The sequence below is a fragment of the Roseateles toxinivorans genome (assembly GCF_004362525.1).
Lineage (GTDB): Bacteria > Pseudomonadota > Gammaproteobacteria > Burkholderiales > Burkholderiaceae_C > Paucibacter > Paucibacter toxinivorans.
In genome coordinates this window covers 1-22,344 of record NZ_SNXS01000016.1, presented here as the reverse complement: position 1 = coordinate 22,344, position 22,344 = coordinate 1, and the positions used below count along the sequence as shown (strand labels likewise).

The window sequence follows — 22,344 nt, the reverse complement described above, 5'->3', positions numbered from 1 at the left end:
CAGCCTGAAAGTGAGGAGATGCGATGTTACATTTTGATGGCAAGGTGGCGTTGATCACAGGCGCAGGGCGGGGCCTGGGTCGTGCCCATGCGCTGCTGCTCGCGTCGCGCGGCGCCCGGGTGGTGGTGAATGACCTGGGAACCAGCGGTGCCGGCACGGGCGCCGATGCATCCCCCGCGCAGAGCGTGGTGGACGAGATCCGTGCTGCCGGTGGCGAAGCAGTGGTCAACGGTGATTCGGTGGTTGACGGCGGACGCATCGTGGAGGCGGCGCTTGACCACTTCGGCCGCATCGACCTGGTTGTGAACAATGCGGGCTTCCTGCGCGACGTGGCCTTCCACAAGATGACCGCAGCCGACTGGGACGACCTGTACCAGGTGCACCTGCTCGGTGCCTTCCGCATCGTGCACGCGGCCTGGCCGCGCATGCGCGAGCAGGGCTACGGGCGCGTCGTGAACACGTCCTCGGCCGCCGGCATCTATGGCAACTTCGGACAGGTCAACTACGGCAGCTTCAAGCTGGCGCTGCATGGCATGACGCAGCCGCTGGCGGTGGAGGGCAAGGCGAAGAACATTCATGTGAACACTATTGCGCCTGCGGCGGACTCGCGGCTCACGCGCACCGTGATGACGGCCGAACAACTGGCGCCGATGCGTGCCGAACTGGTCAGCCCGTTGGTGGCCTGGCTCTGCCACGAGACCTGCACGGAGACCGGGGGTCTCTTCGAGGTCGGCGGAGGTTTCATCGCCAAGCTCCGCTGGGAGCGCTCGGGCGGCGCTTACCTCGACCTGACCGGCGGCAACGCGGTGGAGCAAGTGGCCGAAGCCTGGGGCACGATCACCGACTTCTCGAAGTGTGATCACCCGGCGGGCTTCGGCGAAGCCATGGCGCCCTTCGTCAAGCTGATGGGGGGTGCATGAGAGCGCAGCACATCGGACACGCCTGGCCTTCGTTCGACGTCGTCATCGAGCGCGGCGCGGCCATCGCCTTCGCGCGCGGCCTCGACGAGACCAACCCGGTCTACTTGGACGAGGCGGCGGCGCGCGCGGCGGGCCTGCGCGGCATTGCGGTGCTGCCGACCTTTCCGATCGCGATGAGCACCGAGCGTGTCGACCTGATCTACGACATGCTGCACCGCCTGTCCGTCGACCCGGCGAAGATCCTGCATGCCAACCAGCGTTTCGTTCACCACCAACCCATGGTGGTGGGTGACCGGCTGACAGGCACCAAGCGCATCGCCAACATTGCCGATCGCAAGAACGGCACTTTGACCTTCATCGACACCGTGATCGAATACCGCAACGCCGCCGGCGAGCCGGTCTGCGAAGATCACTGCAGCCTGGTGGCCCGCAACACATGAACGCCCTGGATCTGACCGTCGGCTCAACGCTGCCGCCCTTGCACACCGGCCCCATCACGCGCCACCGGGTGGCGATGTACGCCCACGGCTCCGGTGACCTCAATCCGATCCATGTCGATCCCGACTTTGCGCGCGACAAGGCCCATCTGCCCGACGTCATCGTGCATGGCATGTACTCGATGGGCGTGCTGTCTCGCCTGCTCACGCAATGGGCCGGGGCGGGCAGCGTGCGCTCGATCGAGACCCGCTTCGCCGCCATGCTGCCCGTGAAGGCCAGCCTGCACTGCGACGGCGTGATCGAGGCCGTTGAGGCCACTGACGGCGGCTCGCTCGTGACCGTGAAGCTGACAGCCACGCAGGGCGATGGCACGGCCGTGGCCACCGGCTCGGCGCAGGTCTTCGTCGCGGCGGCCCAATGATCGAGACCACCCTTGAGGACGGCATCGCCACCGTGCGGCTGGCGTCGCCATCGACCGCGAATGCGCTGACGCCGGCGGCGTTTGCCGAGCTCAGCGCGCGCATCGCCGAGCTGCAGCAGCCGGGCAGCGGCGCCCGCGTGCTGGTGCTAACCGGTAGCGGCAAGGTGTTCTCGGCGGGCGCCAATCTTGATGTGCTGGGTGACACCGACGCCAAGACCCTGGCCCGCGACATCACCGACGCTCTGCTGCCATTGCAGCGCGTGCTGCACGACGGGCGGCTGCCTACGGTGGCGGCCGTAAACGGCGCGGCGGTCGGTGGCGCGGTCGGCCTGGCGCTGCTGTGCGACATCGTGGTCGCGGCGCGTTCGGCGCGCTTCTCGATGGTCTTTGCGCGGCTGGGCCTGGTGCCCGACACCGGCCTAACGCACACGCTGCCGCGCCTGGTGGGCGAGGCCCGCGCGCGGGCGCTGCTGATGACCGGGGCCGACATCGGCGCCGACGAGGCCGCCGCTATCGGCATGATCCACCGCTGCTTCGACGACGAGACCTTCGCCGCGCAGACGCAGGCCCTGGCCGCACAACTCGCGCAGCTGCCGTCCGCCGGCCACCGCCTGACGCGCGGCGCCCTGGCCACCGGCCGGCACAGCTGCCTGGAGGCGCAGATGCAGCACGAGGCCCGCCTGCAGGCCGAGCGAGTGCTGAGCGACGATTTCCGCGCTGCGATGGCCGCCTTCGCGGCGCGGCGCAAGGCTTGAGATGGCCAGGATCCTGCTCCGCCGCCTGATGATGCTGGTGCTGGTGACCACCGGCGTCACGGTGATCTGTTTCGTCATCTCGCGCATGATTCCCGGCGACCCGGCGCAGATGATGCTGGGCCCGCGCGCCACGCCGCAGGCCATTGCCGAACTGCGCGGCCGCCTCGGGCTGGACCAGCCCGTGACCAAGCAATACCTGACCTATGTGCACGACCTCGCCCGCGGCGACTTCGGTACCTCCATCACCACCCGCAACCCCGTGCTACCCGAATTGGTCGGCTATATCCCGGCCACGCTGGAGCTGATGCTGATGGCGATGCTGCTGTCGATCGCCATCGGCGTGCCGTTGGGCGTGCTGACCGCCGTGCGGCGCGACACTTGGATAGACAACCTGGGCAGGGGCGTCGCCATCCTGGGCATCTCCACGCCCACTTTCTGGCTCGGCCTGATGCTGATGCTGCTTTTCTATGCGCAGCTGGGCTGGCTGCCCGGCTCGGGCCGGCTGGACCTGGGCGTCAGCCCCCCACCCGACCGCACCGGCCTGTACCTGGTCGACGCGGCGCTGGCCGGCGACAGCCTGGCTTGGCGCAGCGCCTTCAACCACCTGCTGCTGCCGGCCGGCACGCTGGCGCTGGCGTCGATCGGCACCGTGGTGCGGCTGATCCGCAGCTCGATGATCGAGGTGCTGGGCGAGGACTACATCCGCACCGCGCGCGCCTACGGCATCTCGCGCGGCCGCCTGCTGTTCGTCTATGCGCTGAAGAACGCGCTGATTCCCTTCGTCACCGTGCTTGGGCTCGAGCTGTCGGCGCTGCTGTTTGGCTCGGTCGTGATCGAGAGCGTGTTCGCGTGGCCGGGCGTGGGCGGCCACGTGCTGGGCGCCATCCTCAACCTCGACTTTCCCGTCATCATGGCCTTCACGGTCGTGGCTTCGGTCGTGTACGTGGCGGCCAATCTACTGGTGGACCTGTCCTACCTGGTGCTGGATCCGCGCATCCAGGCGGTGGGCTGAAGCGCGATGCGGACCGTCTCCATCGCCGCGCAGTTGCCCCGCGCCTTGCGCGCCCCGTTGACACTGCTGGCCGCCGTGATCGTCGCCCTGGTCTGTGCCGCCGCGCTTGCAGCGCCCTGGTTGACGCCCTACAACCCCAATACAATGGACCTGCACAGCGTGCTGCAGCCGCCGAGCTGGTGGCACTGGGCCGGCACCGACGAACTGGGCCGCGACCTGCTGACGCGCATCCTGTACGGGGCGCGGCCATCGGTGGCGGCGGCTTTCGGCATCGTCGGCATCGGGACGGTCTTCGGCCTGTTGATCGGCACGCTCTCGGGCCTGCTGGCGGGCTGGTTCGACACCGTCGTGATGCGCCTGACAGACGTGGTCATGGCCTTGCCCGGCCTGGTGGTGGCGCTTGCGCTGACGGCCGCACTCGGGCCCAGCCTGTTCAATGCCGTGATCGCTTTAGGCGTGCTGTCCATCCCGGCCTACGTGCGCGTCGCGCGCGGGCAGGCACTCGCGCTGCGTGAGCGCGAGTACGTGCTGGCCGCGCGTTCGATGGGCGCCGGCACCTGGCACCTGATGCGCGCCCATGTGCTGCCCAACGTGATGCCGGCGGTGGGCGTGTTCGTGACCTTCCACCTCGGCGCTGCCATCCTGGCCTCGTCGGCGCTGAGCTTCATCGGCCTGGGTGCGCAGCCGCCCGATGCCGAATGGGGCTCGATGATCGGCGCCGGGCGTGAGTACGTGCTGGGGCACTGGTGGTATGTGACCATCCCCGGCACCGTGATCATCCTCACCGCCGCGTCCTTCAACCTGCTTGGCGACGCGCTGCGCGATTGGCTGGACCCGAGGTTGGCGCGCGAAGGCGCTTGAGACGGCTTTGTGTGGGCTCGTCAGCCGCCGACGACGCCTGGTGCCGATGATCGCGATGTGGCCGGCACTAAGGCGATGAATGCATCGATGGATGGCCGGAACGGCGTGCCTCGAGCACCATTGCCGCTCCCAAGCAAGCCAGGTGACGCCGCGCAGGAGTGCGGTGATCGGCGGACCGAGATGCCCTGACCCCTCCCTCGTCTTAAGCATGATGCGCACTCCTCGACCGCGCAAGCGGATAAGAGCGCCATCATGAATCACCAGTATGGCGAGGCGGCTGTGCCCCACAACCGGTCGTTGGGTATGGAAATTGCCTGATCGAAGCTACGAAGGCGTCGTCAGCCGTCTTTGAGATCCTGCGCTCGAACGGTCGCCGCAGTCAGACCTTCCAGGGGTCTTCGTCCCACGGCCACAGGGGCCTGGGCAGGCGTTTGAACGGTAGCTTGGTCACATCGGCGACGCACACGCCGGGCGAGTCCAGCGTGATGCTGTGCGGCGCAATCGCAGAGAAGTGCGCCTTGAAATGCTGCGCCGACTTGACCAGGATCACGCGGCACTTCGACAGTTCGATCCCGAGGTCGGCAAAGATCGACGGCCCGTAGGTCTGTTGCCGGTTCTCGGCCAACAGCAGTTCGCCCTGCGCGAAGCGCAGGGCGACCGCACGGCCCATCGGGATAACGGTGCCGCCGGCCAGTACGATCTTCGATTCGAGGTCGATCGCCGTAACGGTGACGTCCATGTCCAGCGGCGGCCCCGACAAGGGGCAGGCCTTGCCGCCGATGCGCATCGTCAGCTGCGCGCCGATGCCGGCGTCGATGGCGCAGCGCACCGCCAGCGGGTCGATCAGCACGCCGGCCGCGATGCGGTCGATGCCGGCCTCGATCAGCGCGCTCAGCACGTAGGTGGCATCGCCGGGCGATCCGCCGCCGGGGTTGTCGGCCAGTTCGGCCAGCACCAGCGGGCCTTGCGCCGCAGCGTCCCAGCCGCGCGCCGCGGCCACCGCTTCGTCCAGCGGCTGCGTCGGGTCGGCGCACTGGCCGCGCAGCGCAAACAGCTCGCGCCCAAGGCACTCGGCCAGCGCCGCGCCATGCGCGCTGCTGCCAGCGACACGTTCGTCGGTGATGACGATGACATGCGTGCCCAGCAGCGGAATGTCGGCACGCCGGAAGCCGTGCACGATGCTGATCGACAGCACGCCGTCGTGCCCTTCGAGCGCCCGCATCCGCGCGACGAAGCTCTTCATCGGCTCGCGCTGGGTCTGGAAGACATCCGCCATGCGGCAGTCGAACACCGAGGTGACGGGCCGCACCTCGCGCCGCGCGATGCGCAGCAGCAGGTCCACCAGCTCGCGGCCGCGCGCATCGATGTCGATGTGCGGGTTCTCGCGGTAGCACATTAGGAGGGCGTTGCGGTGCATCGCCGGCGAGAGGTGCGAGTGCGGGTCAAGCTCGCAGCCGATCACGACGTCGGGTCCGACGATGGCGCGCACGCGCTCGATGATGTCGCCCTCGCAGTCGTCGTAACCCTGGGCCACCATGCCGCCATGCATGTCCAGCGCCACGATGTCCACCGGCAGCGCGGCGCGCAGGCGGTCGAGCAGTTCGTCGCGCAGTGCCTCATAGGCATCGCGGCGCACTGCGGCGCCCGGGTGGGCGTCGCAGAACAGGCCACCGATCACTTCAACGCCCAGCTTGCGGGCGTAGCGCGCCATCTCCTTGCCGTGGTCCGGGTCGAACACCTCGTCGCCGCGCAGCAGCCCGCCATCGGTGAAGTTCTGCAGACCCACGGGGATCGGCGAGAAGGTGTTGGTCTCGGTCATGATGCCGCCGAAGAACATACGCATGGACTACCTTTCGATGTTGGGTCAGGGGGCCGGGGACAGCCAGTCGCGCAGCACGGCCGCGTGGTCGGCGCCGGGCGCTCGCGGTGCATTGCCGGTGGCGCCGGGCGTGCGTGAGAAGCGCGGCACCGGCGCCGGTTGCGGGACGCCGAAAGCGCTGTGCATGGCACCGCGTGCCGCGTTGTGGGGGTGTGCAGCGACCTCGTCGAGTTCCAGTACCGGGCTCACGCAGGCATCACTGCCGTCGAAGTGTTTGCACCAGGCATCCCGATCCCGCGTCGCGAAGATCGCGGCCAGACGCGCCTTCTGTTGCGGCCACTGCAGGGTGTCGTGCTGCGCGTCGAAAAGCGCATCGTCGAGCAGGTCGAGCCGGTCACGCAGCGCGCGGTAGAAGGCCGGCTCGATGGCGCCGACGGCCAGCCAGCGCCCGTCGGCGCAGGCGTAGCAGCCGTAGAAGTGCGCGCCGCCGTCGAGCCAGTTGCCTCCGCGTGGCCCGTTCCAGCGGCCCTGCGAACGCATCCACTGGAAGATGCCCATCAGCGCGATGCTGCCGTCGACCATCGCGGCGTCCACGACCTGGCCGCGGCCCGACTGCCGCGCCTCGTGAAGCGCGGCCAGCAGACCGAACAGCAGCAGCATCGCGCCGCCGCCGAAGTCGCCCACCAGGTTCAACGGCGGCACCGGCGGACCGCCCGCCGTGCCGATGCTGGCCAGGGCGCCAGACAGCGCGATGTAGTTGATGTCGTGTCCGACGTCGGCCGCCAGCGGCCCGTGTTGGCCCCAGCCCGTCATGCGGCCGATGACCAGCCGCGGGTTCCGCTGCAGCAGTTCGTCCGGGCCTAGACCCAGGCGTTCGATGACGCCGGGGCGGAATCCCTCGACGAAGAGGTCGGCTCTCGCGGCCAGCGCCAGAGCCGTCTGTACATCCGCCGGCCGCTTGAGATCCAGCGCCACCGAGCGCCGGCCGCGCGCCAGGATGTCGGAGGCTTCGACTGGCACACCGGGCCGGTCGATGCGCACCACCTCGGCGCCTGCGTCGGCCAGCAGAGCGCAAGCGAAGGGTGCTGGCCCGAGCCCTGCGAGTTCCAGCACGCGCAGGCCGGCCAGCGGTCCTTGCGTCATGGCGCGGGGTTCAGGCGGCCTTGCGGTACATGGTGACAACGCAGGCACCGCCCAGCCCCAGGTTGTGCTGGAGCGCGATGCGTGCGCCTTCCACCTGCCGCGCTTCGGCCTGGCCCCGCAGTTGCCAGGTGAGTTCGGCGCATTGGGCCAGCCCGGTCGCACCGAGCGGATGACCCTTCGACAGCAGTCCGCCCGAAGGGTTGGTGACCACGCGGCCACCGTAGGTGTTGTTACCGTCCATGATGAACTTCTCGCCGCCGCCCTCAGGGGCCAGGCCCAGGGCTTCATAGGTCAGGAGTTCGTTGGTGGTGAAGCAATCGTGCAACTCGCACACGTCGACTTCTTGCGGCCCGATGCCCGCCTGTTCATAGGTCTGGGCGGCGGCGTTGCGCGCCATCTCGAAGCCGACCACGCGCATCATGCTGTGGCCCTGGATGGACTCCAGCGGGTCGGTGGTCATGGCCTGGGCCACGATCTCCACGGCACGGCTGCTCAGACCCTTGCGCCGGGCATAGGCCTCGGAAACGATCACTGCTGCCGCAGCGCCGCAGGTGGGCGGGCAGCATTGGTAGCGTGTAAGCGGACCATAGATCTGCTTGGAAGACATCACCTCTTCCAGCGTGAGCTTGTCGCGGAAAATGGCGTGCGGGTTGCGTGAGGCGTGATCGCGCGCCTTCACCGAGATCCGGCCGAAGGCTTCGTTGCTGGTGCCGTACTTGTGCTGATGCTCCTGCCCCGCGCTGCCGAACAGCAGCGCGGCCATGGGCACCTGGTCGTTCCATTCGATGGTCTCGTGGGCGTAGGCGAGTTGCTGCCCCATGATGCTCGGCCGGTCGGTGGCCGTGACCCCGAGAGCGCCGGGATTCATCTGCTCGAAGCCCACAGCCAAGGCGACGTCGCACACGCCGTGCGCCACCGCCTGGCGCGCCAGGAACAGGGCAGTCGAGCCCGTCGCGCAGGCGTTGTTGACGTTGACGATGGGGATGCCCGTGAGCCCCACCTTGTACAGCGCCTGCTGGCCGCTGGTGGAGTCGCCATAGACAAAGCCGGCGTAGGCCTGCTGCACATCGGTGTAGTCCAGACCGGCGTCCTTCAGTGCCAGGCGGGCGGCCTCGGCGCCCATGGCGTCGTAGGGTTCACTGGCGCCCGGCTTCTTGAACGGTACCATGCCGACCCCGGCCACCCAGGCTGCGTTTTGGCTCATCGTCAATCTCCTTGTTTGTTCAGGTCGTTGTTTCAACGGCGCCGGTGTCTTGCCCCGACAGCGCGCTGTGCATCAGTTCCTGCGTGTAGGCGTGGCGCGGGGCGTCCAGCACCTCCGCGGTGCTGCCCTGTTCGACGACCTGGCCGCGGAACATCACGGCCACCGTGTCGGCCAGATGCCGCACCACCGCCATATCGTGGCTGATGAACAGGTAGGCGAAGCCGTGCTCGCGCTGCAGGTCCAGCACCAGGTTGAGGATCTGCGCCTGCACCGACAGGTCCAGGGCTGACGTCGGCTCGTCCAGCACCAGCAGGCGCGGGCGCGCGGCCAGCGCGCGGGCGATGGCGATGCGCTGGCGCTGCCCGCCCGAGAACTCGTGCGGCCGGCTGGCCAGCGCGTCGCGCGGCAGCCCCACCTGGTCGGCCAGGGCCTCGGCCACGCCGGCGGTGGCCCCGCCTGCGATGCGCAGCGGCTCGATGATCAGATCGCGAACACGCATGCGCGGGTCGAGCGAGCTCTGCGGGTCCTGGAACACGATCTGCATCGAAATGCCGGCGCGCAGGCGCTGCCGCGGCGTCAGGCGCGTGATGTCGCGGCCGCCGAAGCGCAGCGTGCCGGCCGTGACGGGCACCAGCCCCATCACGGCCTTGGCCAGAGTGCTCTTGCCGCACCCCGATTCGCCCACCACGCCGAGTGTGCGGCCGGCCTCGATGGACAGTGACACGCCTTCGACGGCGGCCGTGCGGCGCGACGCGTAGCGCACCGCGACGCCATCGAGTTCGAGCAGCGGCGCGTTCACTGGGGTACCTTCGTGCTGCGCACTGCGGTGTGAGCCCGCTTCGGGGCGGCCGGGCGCTGGCTCATTCGGTTGTGCCTTCATGGGATGCGCTTTCGCTGCGGTGATTCAGCCAGCAGGCGGCGGCGCCGGTGGCGGATGTCGCGCCCAATGGCGGCTCCTGCTCACAGCGCTCGAAGGCCGCCGGGCAGCGCGCGCGGAAGGCACAGCCCGGCATGGCAGCGCCGGCCGGCGGCAGTGCGGTCAGCCGCGCCTTGGGCTGCGCCCGACCGGGCAGGCAGTCCAGCAGCGCCCGCGTGTACGGGTGTCGGGGGGCGCCCAGCACGGCCGCTGTCGGTCCGCGTTCGACGATGCGGCCGGCGTACATCACGTGAACCGTCTCGCAAGCGCGGCGGATGACGCTGATGTCGTGCGATATCAGCAGCACGGCGGTACCGTGTTCGCGGGCCAGCGCCAGCAGCAGCGTCAGCACCTGGGCCTGCACGGTCACGTCCAGCGCGGTGGTCGGCTCGTCGGCGACGATCAGCGCCGGCCTGCAGGAAAAGGCCATCGCGATCAGCACTCGCTGGCGCATGCCGCCGCTGAGCTGGTGCGGCCAGGCGTCGAAGACCTGCTGCGGGTCTTCGATGCGCACGTCGGCCAGCAGCTTGAGCGCGGTGGCTGTCGCGTCGGCGCCCGTGCCGTGGCGGCGGATCACGTCGGTGAGCTGGCGGCCGAGGCGCAAGGTCGGGTTCAACGCCGTCATCGGCTCCTGAAAGACATAGGCGATCTGCGCGCCGCGCAGGGCTGCCAATTCGACCTCTGCGGCCTGCAACAGGTCCCGCCCGCGCCAAAGCACACGCCCTGATGTCGGCGCGCAGGCACGGGGCAGCAAGCCGCCGATGGCGCTGCCGAGCATGGACTTGCCCGAACCGGATTCGCCCACCAGCCCAGCGATTTCGCCCGCGGCGATGTCCAGCGAGACGTCGCGCAGCAGTTCCCGCCGTGCGCCGTCGCGACGCGCTGCGACATGAAGGCTATCGATCACGAGTAGCGGGTTAGTCATGAGTTGATTATCTATTGACCGAACGGTCGTTCAATCATAGCATAAGGCCATCGCATCGCCAAAGCCTCGTTCCCCGCAAAGGTTTCGACGGCACGGCGGGCGGGCTAGTCAGCTGCTTTGAGGGACCTCCAACCATGTTCGAACCGTCCAATGCCCAAGCCCTTGCCGACTCCGACGGCGGCCCGTCCGGCGCGCTACCTGCGCTGCGTGGGCTGGACGGCCCGGGCCGCGGTGCGGAACGGGAGCGCTACATCGCGGAGACCTTCGCTGCGCACCAGCGGCCGCTGCGATCCTTCCTGGGTCGGTTCCTGCGCAACGAGGACGACATCGCCGACACCGTGCAAGAAGTGTTCCTGCGCATCGCGCAACTGCCCGACCCGTCCAAGCTCGATATCAACCCGCGCGCCTATCTCTTCCGCACTGCCGAGCATCTGGTGATCGACCGCGTGCGGCGCGACAGCTTCCGGCAGGTGCACTTGCACGGCCCGCTGGACGACGTCGATGTGGCGCAGCCCAGCCCGTCGGTGGAGAGCCAGGTGCACTGGCGTCGTGCCATGGGCCAGATCGCTCAAGCGCTGCAGGCCGACGGCCCGCGCACGGCGCAGGTGGTCGAGATGAGCTGCCTGCAGGACCTGACGCACCCCGAGATCGCCGACCGCCTGGGCGTGACCACGCGCACGGTCGAGCGGTGCATGCAGCGCGCCCGACAAGTCTGCACACCCTTCTACATCGCGGCCTGAAGCCGACTAACCGGAGAACCCATGAAGCAGAGCGAATTCACCCAAACCCCCTTGGCCGCCGCGATGGGGGTCACTTTCGGGACCATCTTCCTGCTGATGGCGGGTGGCGCTAGCAGCCCCGCGCTGGCGCAAACGCAAGTGCAAGTGCAACCCGACGCCGTGCTGCCGCAGATAACGATCACCGCGCGCAAACGCACCGAACGCGCCATCGACGTCCCGCTGTCGATCAGCGTGCTCAGCGGGGACGAGCTGGCCGACCGCGGTGCGATTCGCCTGTCCGAGGCTGCGGTGCCCAACGTCGTCTTCCTCGGCCCCGAGAACAACGCGCTGCCCAGCTTCTCGGTACGCGGCGTGCAGAGCCAGAACCGCTCGAACATCGGCTTCGACAGCGGCGTCGGTGTCTACGTCGACGGCATCTACATGGGCCGCAGTGCCGCCTTCAACCTTGAGACCTTCGACATCGAACGGGTCGAGTTCTTGCGCGGGCCGCAAGGCACGCTGTTCGGCAAGAACTCGATAGCGGGTGCGATCAGCGTCGTCACGCGCGAGCCTTCCAAGCGCTTGGAAGGCAGTGCCAGCGTCGACCTGGGCACCGATAACCTGCGCCGGCTGAGCGGCTACGTCAGCGCCCCGTTGGGCTCCGAGGCGGTGCGCGGCAGCTTGGCCGTGTATTCGGGCAAGCGCGATGGCTACATGAACAACCTGGCCACCGGCAGCCGCGCTGGCGACGAGGACATGAGCAGCGCGCGCGCCAAGGTGCTGCTCAAGCCGAGCGCGAATCTCGAAATCACCATCGCCGCCGACTACCTGAAGGACAAGTCGGTGGCGCCGTCGTCGCACATCGTCTCGGGCTACGGCTTCGTGGCCGGCAGCGATGATTTCAGTTCCAACGTCGACCTGCAGGCACTGGCCAATCGCACGGTGCAGGGGGTCGGTGGCATCGTCAACTACGACTTCGGCAACGGGTTGGCGCTGACCTCCATCACCAGCGTCCGCAAGGTCGACACCAATCGCACCAGCGACACCGATGCCGGGCCAATCAACATCGTGGCATCGGCGAACACCTCGAGCCAGGAACAGTGGAGCCAGGAGTTCCGCATTGCCAGCACCGGCAAGTCGGCCGTGGACTTCGTGGCCGGCGTCTATCTCTACGAACAGAAGGCCAAAGGCAGTTCGAAGAGCACCTTTGGCCCGGCAGCGCCGGTGTTCGCGCCGATCCGTTCGACCACCGGCAATACCTTCGGCGACATCAACTCCAAGACCGCCGCCGTGTTCGGCAATGTCGACTGGAACGTCAGCAAGAGCCTGACGCTGACCGGCGGCCTGCGCTACACGCGCGAAAAGAAGGACCTGGCCTACCAGCAGGTGGTTACCTTTCCGGCCTTCCTAGGCTCGTCGATCCCGCTCGAGCACGACAGCCTGAGTACCAACAACGTGACGCCACTGGTCAGCGCGCGTTGGCGGCTGGACCGCGATGCGATCGTCTACGCCACCTACAGCAAGGGCTTCCGCAGCGGCGGCTGGAACGTCGACAACATCACCGCCGGTGGGCCGACGAACTTCAGGCAGACGCGCTTCACCGACGAGAGCATGGCCAACTATGAAATCGGCGCCAAGGGCTCACTGATGGGCGGCAACCTCAACCTCGGCGCCGCCGTGTACCGCATGGACTACGACGACATCCAGGTCACCCAGCAGGTGGCGGTGCTGGGCGGCGGCGGCGCGGTCGTGGGTATCGTGACCAATGGCGGCAAGGCGCGTAGCCAGGGCTTCGAGCTCGAGGCGACGATGAGGCCGGTGAGCGGGCTGCGCCTGTCGGGCGGCGTCGGCTACGCCGATGCCAAGTACACCGACTACGTTGACACGCGCAGCGGCGCGCCGGTCAGCTTCAACGGCAACAAGCTGAACAACGCGCCGCGGCTGACTTCCAACGCTTCGGTGGCCTACACGCTGCCGCTGGCCATCGGCGCGCTGACGCTGCGCGTCGACGCCAGGCACACCGATGGCTACTTCACCGGGCGCGAGAACCTGGCCACGGACCGGGTGCCGGGCTACGACCTGTTCGGCGCCCGCGTCAGCCTAGCCAGCGAGAGCGGGCGCTGGGAAGTCACGCTGTACTCGAACAACTTGTTCGACAAGCGCTACATCGTCGCGCAAGGTTCGGCCGGCTTTGCTGCGCCGGTCGGCGCGGGCACCAATCAAACCGTCAGCTACGGCCGGCCGCGAGCCTTTGGCATCGTCGGCACCCTGGCGTTCTGACCGTTCTTGCCAAAGAGGACTTGTATGCGGGTGTTCACCGCCACCTTAGGCACCGAGACCGACACCGGCTCGCCGATACCGACCGGCTGGCAGGCCTTCGCTGACACCATGCTATGGCGGCCCGGCGAACACCCCGACCAGCCCACCGAGGCCACAGGTGCGCTGTGGGCCTGCCGCCGCCGCGCGCGCGAGCGGGGCTGGTCGGTGGTCGAGGGCACTTGTGCCTATGCGATGCCGGGCGGGCCGGTGCCGCAGCCCGTGTACGAGGCCCTGCGCGACGAGATCCTGGACCAGCTGCGCGCGGCGCTGCCGGTGGACATCGTCGCGCTGGGGCTGCACGGCGCGATGGTGGCCGACCGTATGGATGACTGCGAGGGTGACCTGCTGGCCCAGGTGCGCGCGCTGGTCGGCCCTGATGTGGCGGTCGGCGCCGAGCTCGACTGCCACGCCCACCTGACGCAGCAAATGCAGGACGCGGCCGACGTGCTGGTTTTCTTCAAGGAGTACCCGCACACCGACTACGTCGAGTGCGGCGAACAGCTGCTCGAGCTGCTGGAGCGTACACGGAAGGGCACCATCCGCCCGGTGATGCGGGCCTTCCACTGCCACATGCTCGCGGCGCTGCCGACCCGGGTGGAGCCGGTGCGCGGCCTGCTGCAGGCGGTGCGCGAGCGCGAAGCGGGCACCGTGCTGTCGATCTCGGTCGTGCACGGCTTTCCGCGCGGCGACGTGCCCGAGATGGGCGCTCAGATCCTCGTCGTCACCGACGACGACGCGCCGCTGGCAGAGCGCACTGCGCGCGAGTTCGGGCACCGGCTGTTCGACCTGCGCGAGCAGTTGCGTTCGTCGCGGCCCGCCATGATCAACACGCTGGCCCAGGCGCTGGACAGCACCGAGCGCCCGCTGATCCTGGTCGATGCCGACGACAACCCCGGCGCTGGCGCCGCCGGTGACAATACCGAACTGCTGCGCCTGCTGCTGGAGCGCCGCGTCACCGAGGTCTGCGCCGGCCCGCTGTGGGACCCGATCGCGGCGCGCTTCTGCTTCGAAGCCGGTGTCGGCGCAAGGCTGCGGCTGCGGGTGGGCGGCAAGGTCGGGCCTGACTCGGGCTGGCCACTGGACGTGCAGGCCGAGGTGCTGGCGCTCAAGCGCCAGCACCACCAGCGCATCGGCGGCACCGACGCGCCGCTGGGCGACGCGGCGGCGATCTCGTTCGACGGCATCACGCTGGTGCTGGTCAGCGTGCGCGACCAGGCCTACGACCCGAGCCTGTTCAGCGGCCTGGGCATCGACTGCGCCGCGCACCGCTTCATCGTGTTGAAGTCCTCGCAGCAGTTCCACCTGGGTTTCGACGCCATCACCGAGCGCGTGTTTATGCTGCGCCTACCATCACGCCAGACATCGAGCGGACAGGAGGGCCTGCGCCATGTGCAGCGCCCGCTGTGGCCACTGGACAAGGACTTCACGTTGTCATGAACAAGAGACCCGTCATCGGCGTCACGCCCGACATCGAATTCTGCCCCGAAGGCAGCCCCCCGCGCGACTTCTATTTCGTCGACGCGCGCAACGTCGACGGGCTGCGCGAGGCCGGTGCCACCGCAGTCCTCTTGCCCCACGAGGCCGATGACATCGACGCCTATCTGAACCTCCTCGACGGCCTGCTCGTCACCGGCGGCGGCTACCAGTTCCAGGTGCCTGGCCTGTTCCGCCACGACGGCACCGAGCCGCCCGAGAAGGAGCGCCGCACTCGCTTCGAGGCCGCCTTGCTGCGCCGCGCGATCGAGCGCGACCTGGCCGTGCTGGCGGTGTGTGGCGGCTTCCAGACCCTGAACATGGTGACCGGGGGCGACCTGGTCGTCACGCTCGGCGATGTGCGCGCCGAGTGGTCGCGCCACAGCGGCCCCAGCTACACGCAGACCGTGCATCCGGTGCAGGTCGTGCCGGGTACCCGGCTGGCCGCCGTCACCGGTGCCTCATCCTTCGACGTCAACACGCGCCACCGCCAGGGCGTGCTTGCGGCCGGCGCCGGCGCGGTGGTCAGCGCCTGGTCCGACGACGGCGTGGTCGAGGCCATCGAGGTGCCCGGCCAGCGCTTCTGCATCGGCACCCAGTGGCACCCGGAGTTTCTGCTCAGCGAGCCCGAGCGGCGGCTGATGCAGGCCTTCGTACGGGCGAGCGCGGCGTGAGGCGCTCGGCGCCGGCCGTGGTCAGGGCGGTCGGGCTGGCGCTGGCGCTGGCGCTGGCACTGACGGCCTGCGATGTCTCCGACATCCCGCGCGACCCGCAGCGCGTGACGATGGCGGTCGGCCGCGACATCACGTCGCTCGACCCGGCCGCCACCTTCGTGTCGGCCAACCAGCTGGCGATGAACCTGGCCTACGAGAAGCTGGTGGTCGCCGAAGTGGCCGACGGCCGGCCCACCGGGCGCATGCTGGGCCAGCTGGCTGAGCGCTGGGAGACCTCGGCTGACGGGCTGCAGTGGACCTTCTTCCTGCGCCCGGGCCACCGCTTCGACGACGGCAGCGAGGTCACCGCCGAAGCGGTCAAGTTCTCGTTCGAGCGTACGCTGAAGTTGAAGGCGCCGCCGGCGCAGTTCCTGTTCTTCCTGCGCAGTGTCGGGGCGCCGGCGCCGCACGAGGTGCGCTTCACGCTGCGAACGCCGGTGCCCTTCTTCCTGCAGGTGCTGGCGGTGCCGACGGCCAGCATCGTCAATCCGAAGGTGATGGCGCAGGCCCACGGCAGCGACCTCGGCAGCCGCTGGCTCGCCACGCACACGGCCGGCAGCGGCCCATACCGTGTGGCGCGCTTCGAGAAGGGGCAGCAGGTCATGCTGGAACTGAACCCGCACGCCGACCGGCAGCCCGAGTACTTCAAGGAAGTGAGCTTCCTGATCGTGAAGGACGACGCCACGCGCGCGATCCAGCTCGCCAAGGGCGCGATCGACATCGTCGACCCGGTCTCGGGCACGGTCGACGACTGGATGGCTGCGCAGCCGGGCGTGCAGGTCGTCACCGGCCTGTCGCCCACGGTCAGCTTCCTGCACCTGAACAACGAGCGGCCGCTGTTGCGCGACGTGCGCGTGCGCCGCGCCATTTCACTGGCCATCGATCGCGAACTGATCGGCAAGGCGCTCTACAGTGGCCGCACCAGCCTGCTGCGGGGTGTGCTGCCGGCAGGTGTGCCGGGCCACGATGCCAGCCTGCCGCTGCCGCGCTACGACCCGCAGGCGGCGCGTGCGCTGCTGCGCGAGGCCGGCGTTGCGCCCGGCACACCGCTGCGCTTCACGGTGGTGGGTGACGGCAGCGGCGCGTCGCCGCTGGCGCTGGCCATCAGCAGCCAACTCGAGGCGGTCGGCCTGAAAGTGGTGATCGAGCGCATCTCCGTCGCCGCGCGGACCAAGATCATGAAGGGCGACTTCGACATCACGACACAGTCGATCAACCTCGACTTCCCCGACCCGTCGATCATCTTCAACTTCGTCTACAACTCGGCCATGATCGGCGGCGCCAATTTCCCGCGCTACCGCAATGCCGTCGTCGACAAGCTGATCACTCAGGCCGACCGCAGCCTGGACCCGACCGAGCGAGTCGACCTGTACCAGCAGGCCCAGCGCATCGTGCTGGACGAGATGCCTACCGTGGTGCTGTTCCAACTCGATTGGCAGCGTGCGGCGCGCAGCGACATTGCCGGCGTGAACTACAACTTTTCTCAGCCGACCTTCTACAATTTCGACACCATGCGCCGCGCAGAAGCCCGCTGAACCCTTGTTTGACGCAGCAGTGGACGCAGCCCGGCACGCTCAGAGCCCGGCTGCGCCGCCCATGCCAGGTGCGCTGTCTCACTTTCGAGGGGGAGGGACATGGCTTGAGTGGCTCCGTGGCGTTCAGCAAGCGCTCGAGGCCGAACTGAAATTTTTTGCACAGGTGCTGGGCCTCCAGCCGGTGCTTGACTTTGAACCCTAGGATTTCCGACACGAGCACAGCCTCAGGCCAACGCCGCTTTGCGCGCATTGAAAGTGCCGAGCGCCAAGTGCATCGCGGTCGAGTTCTAGGCAAAAGCTACAACATGGCCGGCTGGCGCATCGGTTTCTTGGTCGGCAACCCCAGCATGGTGGCGGCACTTGCGGGCATGAAGAGCTATCACGACTACGGCACCTTCACGCCCTTGCAGATGGCGGCGATCGCGGCGCTCGAGGGCGACAAGTAATGCGTCAAGGGCATCGCAGCCAAGTAACAGCGTCGTCGCGATGTTCTCTACAGGGGTCTGCAGGAAATCGGCTGGGACGTCGAATGCCCCAAGGCATCGATGTACATCTGGGCGCGGGTCCCCGAGGCCTACAGGGCGCTGGGATCATTGGAATTCGCCCGCCAGATGCTGGCCAAAGCTAGGGTCTGCGTTTCACCCGGCATCGGCTTCGGAGACCACGGAGATGACTACGTGCGCTTCGCGCTGATCGAAAACGAACTGTGTATCCGCCAAGCTGTACGTGGTATCAAGGCGATGTTCAAAGCCGACACAGCAACCGTACAAAGCGCATAGCAAGCGGGCTGCTATTGGCGGGCGTTTGATGCGCGTCTCGACCCGCCTATGGTGGTGCCGCTGCGGCGGCATGAAACCTCGCTGCTGCCAGCGCACTTGTCTTGGCCAAGAAACTCACGTGCTGGACGACTTGGCGGTGCATGCATGCTCTTTCAATTGATCAAGGGAAGCCGCCAATGACCATCACCAGCAAGACATCCGCAGGCGTTTGGAAGCGACCGCGATGCGTGCAGGCGCCCGATGCCGTCGTGATGATTCGCCCCCATCACTTTTGTCCGAATCCTCAGACAGCCGCCGACAACAGCTTTCAGCGCAGCGGCTCCGAAGAGCCCACTGGGTTGCTCGCCAAGCGAGCCTACGACGAGGTGAGCGTCGCGGCCGCGGCACTGGAAGATGCTGGAGTGATAGTGCATCTGTTCGAGGACATGCAGGCCAACGAGACGCCTGACTCGGTCTTCCCGAACAACTGGTTTTCGACCCACGCTGGAGGGCATGTGGCGATCTATCCGATGTACACGCCGAACCGCAGGCGCGAGCGCCGCAGCGATGTGATCGAGATGCTGAAAGCGCAATACAAGGCGCAGGATGTAATCGACTACTAGGGGCTGGAGACGATGGACTATTCCTTGAAGGTGCCGCCGCCATGGTGCTGGACCATGTCGAGCGAGTTGCGTATCCCGCCCGCTCGAACCGCGCCAACGCTGTGGCGCTGGAGCGCTTTTGCACACACTTTGGTTTCGAGCCCATGGCGTTCGGATCGGCTGACTCGGCTGGTCGCGAGATTTATCACACCAATGTCCTGATGTGCATCGGCTCCGCATTTGCCATTGTTGGCCTGGACCTGATCCCTGAAATCCGGCGTCGCGACGAAATAGCAGTGAGGCTTCGTCAGTCCGGTCGGGAACTGATTGTGCTTGGCGAGGAACAGATTAGCGAGCTCGCCGGCAATGCGATGGAGCTCGCGGGATCGGCGGGGCCGTTGCTGGCAATCTCCACGCGCGCGAAAGCTGCCCTGAGCAACGATCAACGGGCACAGCTTCGGCATCATGCAACCCTCTTGCCCTTGTCCGTCTCATCCATCGAACTGGCGGGCGGATCCGTGCGCCGCATGCTTGCTGGGGTTCACCTGACGCGCCGCACAGCTTAGGACACAAACCTATGAGCGACTCTTTCGATCCACATCATCTCGAACAGCTGACCGGGCTGGACAGCGACCTGCAAGAGAGCGCCGAATGGCGTGACGCACTCCACTCGGTTCTTCAGGCGGCCGGCCCGGCACGTGTCCGTGAATTGATGGATATGCTGTCAGCTGAGGCTCGCGCCCCTTCCGTCGGATGGCAGCCGGTGCGCGGTACACCCTATATCAACTCGATACCGGTCTCACAGCAACCGGTGTTTCCGGGAGATCTCGCGGTCGAGGAGCGTTTGGCCTCGCTGATGCGATGGAACGCGCTGGCGATGGTCGTGCGCGCCAACCAAGCCTACGGCGAGCTAGGCGGCCACATCGCCAGCAACGCCAGCGCGGCGGATTTGTTCGAAGTTGGCTTCAACCACTTCTTCCGGGCCGGTGACCTGGCCGACCTGGTGTTCTTCCAACCGCACTCGGCTCCTGGCGTGTACGCACGCGCCTTCCTGGAAGGCCGCCTGGGCGAAGCCGACATCGCGTACTACCGGCAGGAGATCGGCGCGCGCCGCCGGTGCACGTGGGCTGTCCAGCTATCCGCACCCGTGGCTGATGTCCGACTTCTGGCAATTCCCCACCGGCTCGATGGGCCTGGGGCCGATCAGCTCGATCTACCACGCGCGCTTCATTCGCTACCTGCAGCACCGGGGCCTGCACAACACCGCTGGGCGCCGTGTCTGGGGCGTGTTCGGCGACGGCGAGATGGACGAGCCGGAGAGCATGTGCGCGCTCACGCTGGCGGCGCGCGAAAAGCTCGATAACTTGACCTGGGTCATCAACTGCAATCTGCAGCGGCTGGACGGCCCGGTGCGTGGAAACGGCCGGATCATTGACGAGCTCGAGGCGCTTTTCACCGGCGCCGGCTGGCGAGTGATCAAGCTGGTGTGGGGCTCGGACTGGGACGGCCTCTTCGCGCGCGACCTCAGCGGAGCGTTGGCGCGCGTGTTCTCGCAGACAGTGGACGGTCAGTTCCAGACCTTCGCCGCCAAGGACGGGCGCTACAACCGCGAGCATTTCTTCGGCCAGGACCCAGCGCTCGCCGCGCTCGCGCAAGGCCTGAGCGACGAACAGATCGACCGCCTCAAACGCGGCGGCCACGACCTGGTGAAGATCTATGCCGCCTATCACGCGGCGGCGCACACCGTGGGCCAGCCCGTCGTCATCCTTGCTCAGACCAAGAAGGGCTATGGCATGGGCGATGCCGGACAGGGGCGCATGACCGCGCACCAGCAGAAGAAGCTCGAACGCGAGGAGCTGTTGACCTTCCGCAACCGCTTCAACTTGCCGCTCACCGACGAACAGGCGGCCGCATTGAAATTCGTCAAGCCCGCTGATGACAGCCCCGAGATGCGCTACCTGCACGCGCGCCGTACGGCGCTGGGCGGGACCATGCCGAGCCGGCGCCGGCAAGCCGACGCTCTGGCGGTTCCGCCGCTGGCGCAATACGGCGATTTTGCGCTGAAGGCCGACGGCAAGGAGATGAGCACGACGATGGCATTCGTTCGCATGCTGGGAGGCCTACTCAAGGACGCTCAGTTGGGTCCGCGCGTGGTGCCTATCGTCGCCGATGAGGCGCGCACCTTCGGCATGGCCAGTCTGTTCAAGCAGATCGGCATCTATTCCTGTGCGGCCCAGAACTACGAGCCCGAGGATATCGGCTCACTGATGAGTTATCGCGAGGCGACCAACGGACAGATTCTGGAAGAGGGCATCAGCGAAGCCGGCGCGCTCAGCAGCTGGACCGCCGTCGCCACCAGCTACAGCGTGCACAACCTGCCGATGCTGCCGTTCTACATCTACTACTCGATGTTCGGCTTCCAGCGCGTGGGCGACCTGATCTGGGCTGCGGCCGATCAGCGCGCGCGCGGATTTCTGCTGGGAGCCACGGCGGGGCGCACGACGCTCGGAGGTGAGGGTCTGCAGCACCAGGATGGCTCCAGCCTCGTGCAGGCGGCGCAGATCCCCAACTGCCGCGCCTATGATCCCTGCTTCGTCGGCGAATTCGCCGTGATCTTGGACTACGGCATGCGGCAGATGCTGCAGGAGCAGCAGGACGTCTTCTACTACGTCACGCTGAAGAATGAGAACTACGCGCAGCCTTCGTTGCCGGAGGGCGCGCAAGCCGACGTGATCCGCGGCCTCTACCGCTTTGCCAATGTGGCGGTGGAGAAGCCGGTGGCCGGCGCACCGATGCGGCTTATCGGCTCGGGCACGATCCTGCGCGAGATCATCGCCGCCTCCGAACTACTGCGCGACGACTGGCAGATTGCCAGCGAGGTCTGGAGCGCCACCAGCTTCAGCGAATTGGCCCGCGAGGCGCGCGAGGTGGAGCGCTTCAACCGCCTGCATCCCGAACAGCCGCAGCGACTGAGCCATGTAGCACGTTGCCTAACAGGGAATGCGCCGGTGATCGCCGCCAGCGACTACGTGCGCGCCTGGCCCCAGGCGATCGCCGGCAGCTTCGAAGCACCGTTTACCGTGCTCGGCACCGATGGCTTCGGACGCAGCGACACCCGGGCCGCCCTACGCAACCTCTTCGAAGTGAACCGCCACCACATCGTTCTGGCTGCGCTCGACGCGCTGGCCCGCGCCGGGGCTATTGATCGAGCGCTGTGTATGCAGGCAATCCAGCGCTATGACATCGATACAGAGGGCGAGGCGTCGTGGACCTGCTGAAGTATGAGGTAGGGGCGGTTGCCGGCATTCAAGCGTGCAGAGTTATCTTCTCAATGACGGCTAAATCAAAGTCCACCCGCTGCAGCTCGGCCTCGGCGGCCTCGTTCTGGTAGACGACGCGATGGTCGCCTTCGTTGCCGAACCGGAAGGGTCACACGCGGGTCCGGCTACAAGATCCCGAAGCGCTCAGAAAATCAGCCTAGGGCGCATGCATTCCGCAATGCCAGGCCGCTCGCAACGGGCCGGTTCCGAGCAAGTCGGCTACCGCGTCTTGCCGGTCATGTTTCCTCGGGCGCACGTCCGACATCGACGTGTACGGCTGCCCGCATGCACTTTGACGCCTGTCGGATTCTTTTGCATCCCACCATCAAGTGAACTTGGGGCGCAAGGCTGTCGGCTTGTAAGTAATTGATAGGGCTAATGTTTTCCACCCACCCCCCCCCCCCCCCCCCCCCCCCCCCCCCCCCCCCCCCCCCCCCCCCCCCCCCCCCCCCCCCCGCCCCCCCAGTGAGCCCCTTTCGTCTCATCTCTGC

The 22,344-nt window shown here is 67.5% G+C and carries 16 protein-coding genes and 3 pseudogenes; 14 read left to right on the top strand and 5 right to left on the bottom strand.

Annotated features, from left to right (window positions below):
• Nucleotides 1–44 precede the first annotated feature (44 nt).
• Genes DES47_RS27130 through DES47_RS27105 form a run of 6 tightly spaced genes read left to right on the top strand, consistent with a single transcriptional unit; the run spans nt 45 to nt 4,407 of the window.
• Nucleotides 45–920 carry an SDR family oxidoreductase gene (locus tag DES47_RS27130; RefSeq protein ID WP_243748482.1) on the top strand — a complete coding sequence of 292 codons (876 nt, stop codon included), beginning with the start codon at nt 45–47 and terminating at the stop codon, nt 918–920.
• Nucleotides 917–1,360 (top strand): FAS1-like dehydratase domain-containing protein, encoded by a 444-nt coding sequence (locus tag DES47_RS27125; RefSeq protein ID WP_133703918.1) that lies wholly within the window; start codon nt 917–919, stop codon nt 1,358–1,360. Before DES47_RS27130 ends, DES47_RS27125 begins: the two co-directional genes overlap by 4 nt.
• A complete protein-coding gene (locus DES47_RS27120; RefSeq protein WP_133703917.1) occupies nt 1,357–1,779 on the top strand; it encodes a MaoC/PaaZ C-terminal domain-containing protein in 423 nt (140 codons plus the stop codon). The genes DES47_RS27125 and DES47_RS27120 overlap by 4 nt, the downstream gene beginning before the upstream one ends.
• Nucleotides 1,776–2,534: an enoyl-CoA hydratase/isomerase family protein gene (locus DES47_RS27115; protein ID WP_133703916.1), complete on the top strand. Its 759-nt coding sequence runs from the start codon at nt 1,776–1,778 to the stop codon at nt 2,532–2,534. The genes DES47_RS27120 and DES47_RS27115 overlap by 4 nt, the downstream gene beginning before the upstream one ends.
• A 1-nt stretch (nt 2,535) precedes the next feature.
• On the top strand, nt 2,536–3,546 hold the full coding sequence (locus tag DES47_RS27110) for an ABC transporter permease (RefSeq protein WP_133703915.1): 1,011 nt from the start codon (nt 2,536–2,538) through the stop codon (nt 3,544–3,546).
• Nucleotides 3,547–3,552: 6 nt separating this feature from the next.
• Nucleotides 3,553–4,407 carry an ABC transporter permease gene (locus DES47_RS27105; RefSeq protein ID WP_133703914.1) on the top strand — a complete coding sequence of 285 codons (855 nt, stop codon included), beginning with the start codon at nt 3,553–3,555 and terminating at the stop codon, nt 4,405–4,407.
• Nucleotides 4,408–4,786: 379 nt separating this feature from the next.
• On the opposite strand, the gene DES47_RS27100 is transcribed toward DES47_RS27105, so the two are convergent.
• The 5 genes from DES47_RS27100 to DES47_RS27080 all read right to left on the bottom strand — a co-directional run bounded on the left by DES47_RS27100 (nt 4,787) and on the right by DES47_RS27080 (nt 10,414).
• Entirely contained in the window at nt 4,787–6,250 is a 1,464-nt protein-coding gene (locus tag DES47_RS27100; protein ID WP_133703913.1) for a M81 family metallopeptidase, read from the bottom strand.
• A 21-nt stretch (nt 6,251–6,271) separates the two neighbouring features.
• Nucleotides 6,272–7,369: a CaiB/BaiF CoA transferase family protein gene (locus tag DES47_RS27095; RefSeq protein ID WP_133703912.1), complete on the bottom strand. Its 1,098-nt coding sequence runs from the start codon at nt 7,367–7,369 to the stop codon at nt 6,272–6,274.
• Nucleotides 7,370–7,379: 10 nt separating this feature from the next.
• Nucleotides 7,380–8,573, bottom strand: a complete 1,194-nt coding sequence (locus DES47_RS27090) for a lipid-transfer protein (protein WP_133703911.1) — start codon at nt 8,571–8,573, stop codon at nt 7,380–7,382.
• Between the two features lie 19 nt (nt 8,574–8,592).
• Entirely contained in the window at nt 8,593–9,372 is a 780-nt protein-coding gene (locus DES47_RS27085) for an ATP-binding cassette domain-containing protein (protein ID WP_133703910.1), read from the bottom strand.
• A gap of 61 nt (nt 9,373–9,433) precedes the next feature.
• Complete coding sequence (locus DES47_RS27080; RefSeq protein WP_133703909.1) at nt 9,434–10,414, bottom strand: ABC transporter ATP-binding protein; 981 nt, start codon at nt 10,412–10,414, stop codon at nt 9,434–9,436.
• Between the two features lie 134 nt (nt 10,415–10,548).
• Between DES47_RS27080 and DES47_RS27075 the strand changes: the two genes are divergently transcribed.
• From DES47_RS27075 to mdeB, 8 genes and pseudogenes are all read left to right on the top strand, one after another.
• Nucleotides 10,549–11,154: an RNA polymerase sigma factor gene (locus tag DES47_RS27075; protein ID WP_133703908.1), complete on the top strand. Its 606-nt coding sequence runs from the start codon at nt 10,549–10,551 to the stop codon at nt 11,152–11,154.
• 21 nt (nt 11,155–11,175) lie between these two features.
• Entirely contained in the window at nt 11,176–13,413 is a 2,238-nt protein-coding gene (locus tag DES47_RS27070; RefSeq protein ID WP_133703907.1) for a TonB-dependent receptor, read from the top strand.
• A 24-nt stretch (nt 13,414–13,437) separates the two neighbouring features.
• Nucleotides 13,438–14,889, top strand: a complete 1,452-nt coding sequence (locus DES47_RS27065) for a M81 family metallopeptidase (RefSeq protein ID WP_133703906.1) — start codon at nt 13,438–13,440, stop codon at nt 14,887–14,889.
• The gene (locus DES47_RS27060; RefSeq protein ID WP_133703905.1) at nt 14,886–15,599 is read left to right on the top strand and encodes a gamma-glutamyl-gamma-aminobutyrate hydrolase family protein; all 714 of its coding nucleotides are present in this window, start codon (nt 14,886–14,888) and stop codon (nt 15,597–15,599) included. Before DES47_RS27065 ends, DES47_RS27060 begins: the two co-directional genes overlap by 4 nt.
• Nucleotides 15,596–17,173 carry an ABC transporter substrate-binding protein gene (locus DES47_RS27055; protein ID WP_133703904.1) on the top strand — a complete coding sequence of 526 codons (1,578 nt, stop codon included), beginning with the start codon at nt 15,596–15,598 and terminating at the stop codon, nt 17,171–17,173. Before DES47_RS27060 ends, DES47_RS27055 begins: the two co-directional genes overlap by 4 nt.
• Nucleotides 17,174–17,422: 249 nt before the next feature.
• Nucleotides 17,423–17,952 (top strand): annotated as a pseudogene (locus DES47_RS27050) (aminotransferase class I/II-fold pyridoxal phosphate-dependent enzyme); the annotation flags it as partial.
• A 176-nt stretch (nt 17,953–18,128) separates the two neighbouring features.
• Nucleotides 18,129–19,099: pseudogene (gene ctlX, locus DES47_RS27045) on the top strand (citrulline utilization hydrolase CtlX).
• Between the two features lie 11 nt (nt 19,100–19,110).
• Nucleotides 19,111–21,811 (top strand): annotated as a pseudogene (gene mdeB / locus DES47_RS27040) (alpha-ketoglutarate dehydrogenase).
• Nucleotides 21,812–22,344: the final 533 nt, after the last annotated feature.

What these genes read in the sequence shown, in the direction of transcription:
- DES47_RS27065 (WP_133703906.1), top strand. Translation starts at nt 13,438, where the DNA reads ATGCGGGTGTTCACCGCCACCTTAGGCACCGAGACCGACACCGGCTCG.
- DES47_RS27080 (WP_133703909.1), bottom strand. Translation starts at nt 10,414, where the DNA reads ATGACTAACCCGCTACTCGTGATCGATAGCCTTCATGTCGCAGCGCGT.
- DES47_RS27060 (WP_133703905.1), top strand. Translation starts at nt 14,886, where the DNA reads ATGAACAAGAGACCCGTCATCGGCGTCACGCCCGACATCGAATTCTGC.
- DES47_RS27070 (WP_133703907.1), top strand. Translation starts at nt 11,176, where the DNA reads ATGAAGCAGAGCGAATTCACCCAAACCCCCTTGGCCGCCGCGATGGGG.
- DES47_RS27090 (WP_133703911.1), bottom strand. Translation starts at nt 8,573, where the DNA reads ATGAGCCAAAACGCAGCCTGGGTGGCCGGGGTCGGCATGGTACCGTTC.
- DES47_RS27095 (WP_133703912.1), bottom strand. Translation starts at nt 7,369, where the DNA reads ATGACGCAAGGACCGCTGGCCGGCCTGCGCGTGCTGGAACTCGCAGGG.
- DES47_RS27105 (WP_133703914.1), top strand. Translation starts at nt 3,553, where the DNA reads ATGCGGACCGTCTCCATCGCCGCGCAGTTGCCCCGCGCCTTGCGCGCC.
- DES47_RS27100 (WP_133703913.1), bottom strand. Translation starts at nt 6,250, where the DNA reads ATGCGTATGTTCTTCGGCGGCATCATGACCGAGACCAACACCTTCTCG.
- DES47_RS27075 (WP_133703908.1), top strand. Translation starts at nt 10,549, where the DNA reads ATGTTCGAACCGTCCAATGCCCAAGCCCTTGCCGACTCCGACGGCGGC.
- DES47_RS27125 (WP_133703918.1), top strand. Translation starts at nt 917, where the DNA reads ATGAGAGCGCAGCACATCGGACACGCCTGGCCTTCGTTCGACGTCGTC.
- DES47_RS27120 (WP_133703917.1), top strand. Translation starts at nt 1,357, where the DNA reads ATGAACGCCCTGGATCTGACCGTCGGCTCAACGCTGCCGCCCTTGCAC.
- DES47_RS27110 (WP_133703915.1), top strand. Translation starts at nt 2,536, where the DNA reads ATGGCCAGGATCCTGCTCCGCCGCCTGATGATGCTGGTGCTGGTGACC.
- DES47_RS27115 (WP_133703916.1), top strand. Translation starts at nt 1,776, where the DNA reads ATGATCGAGACCACCCTTGAGGACGGCATCGCCACCGTGCGGCTGGCG.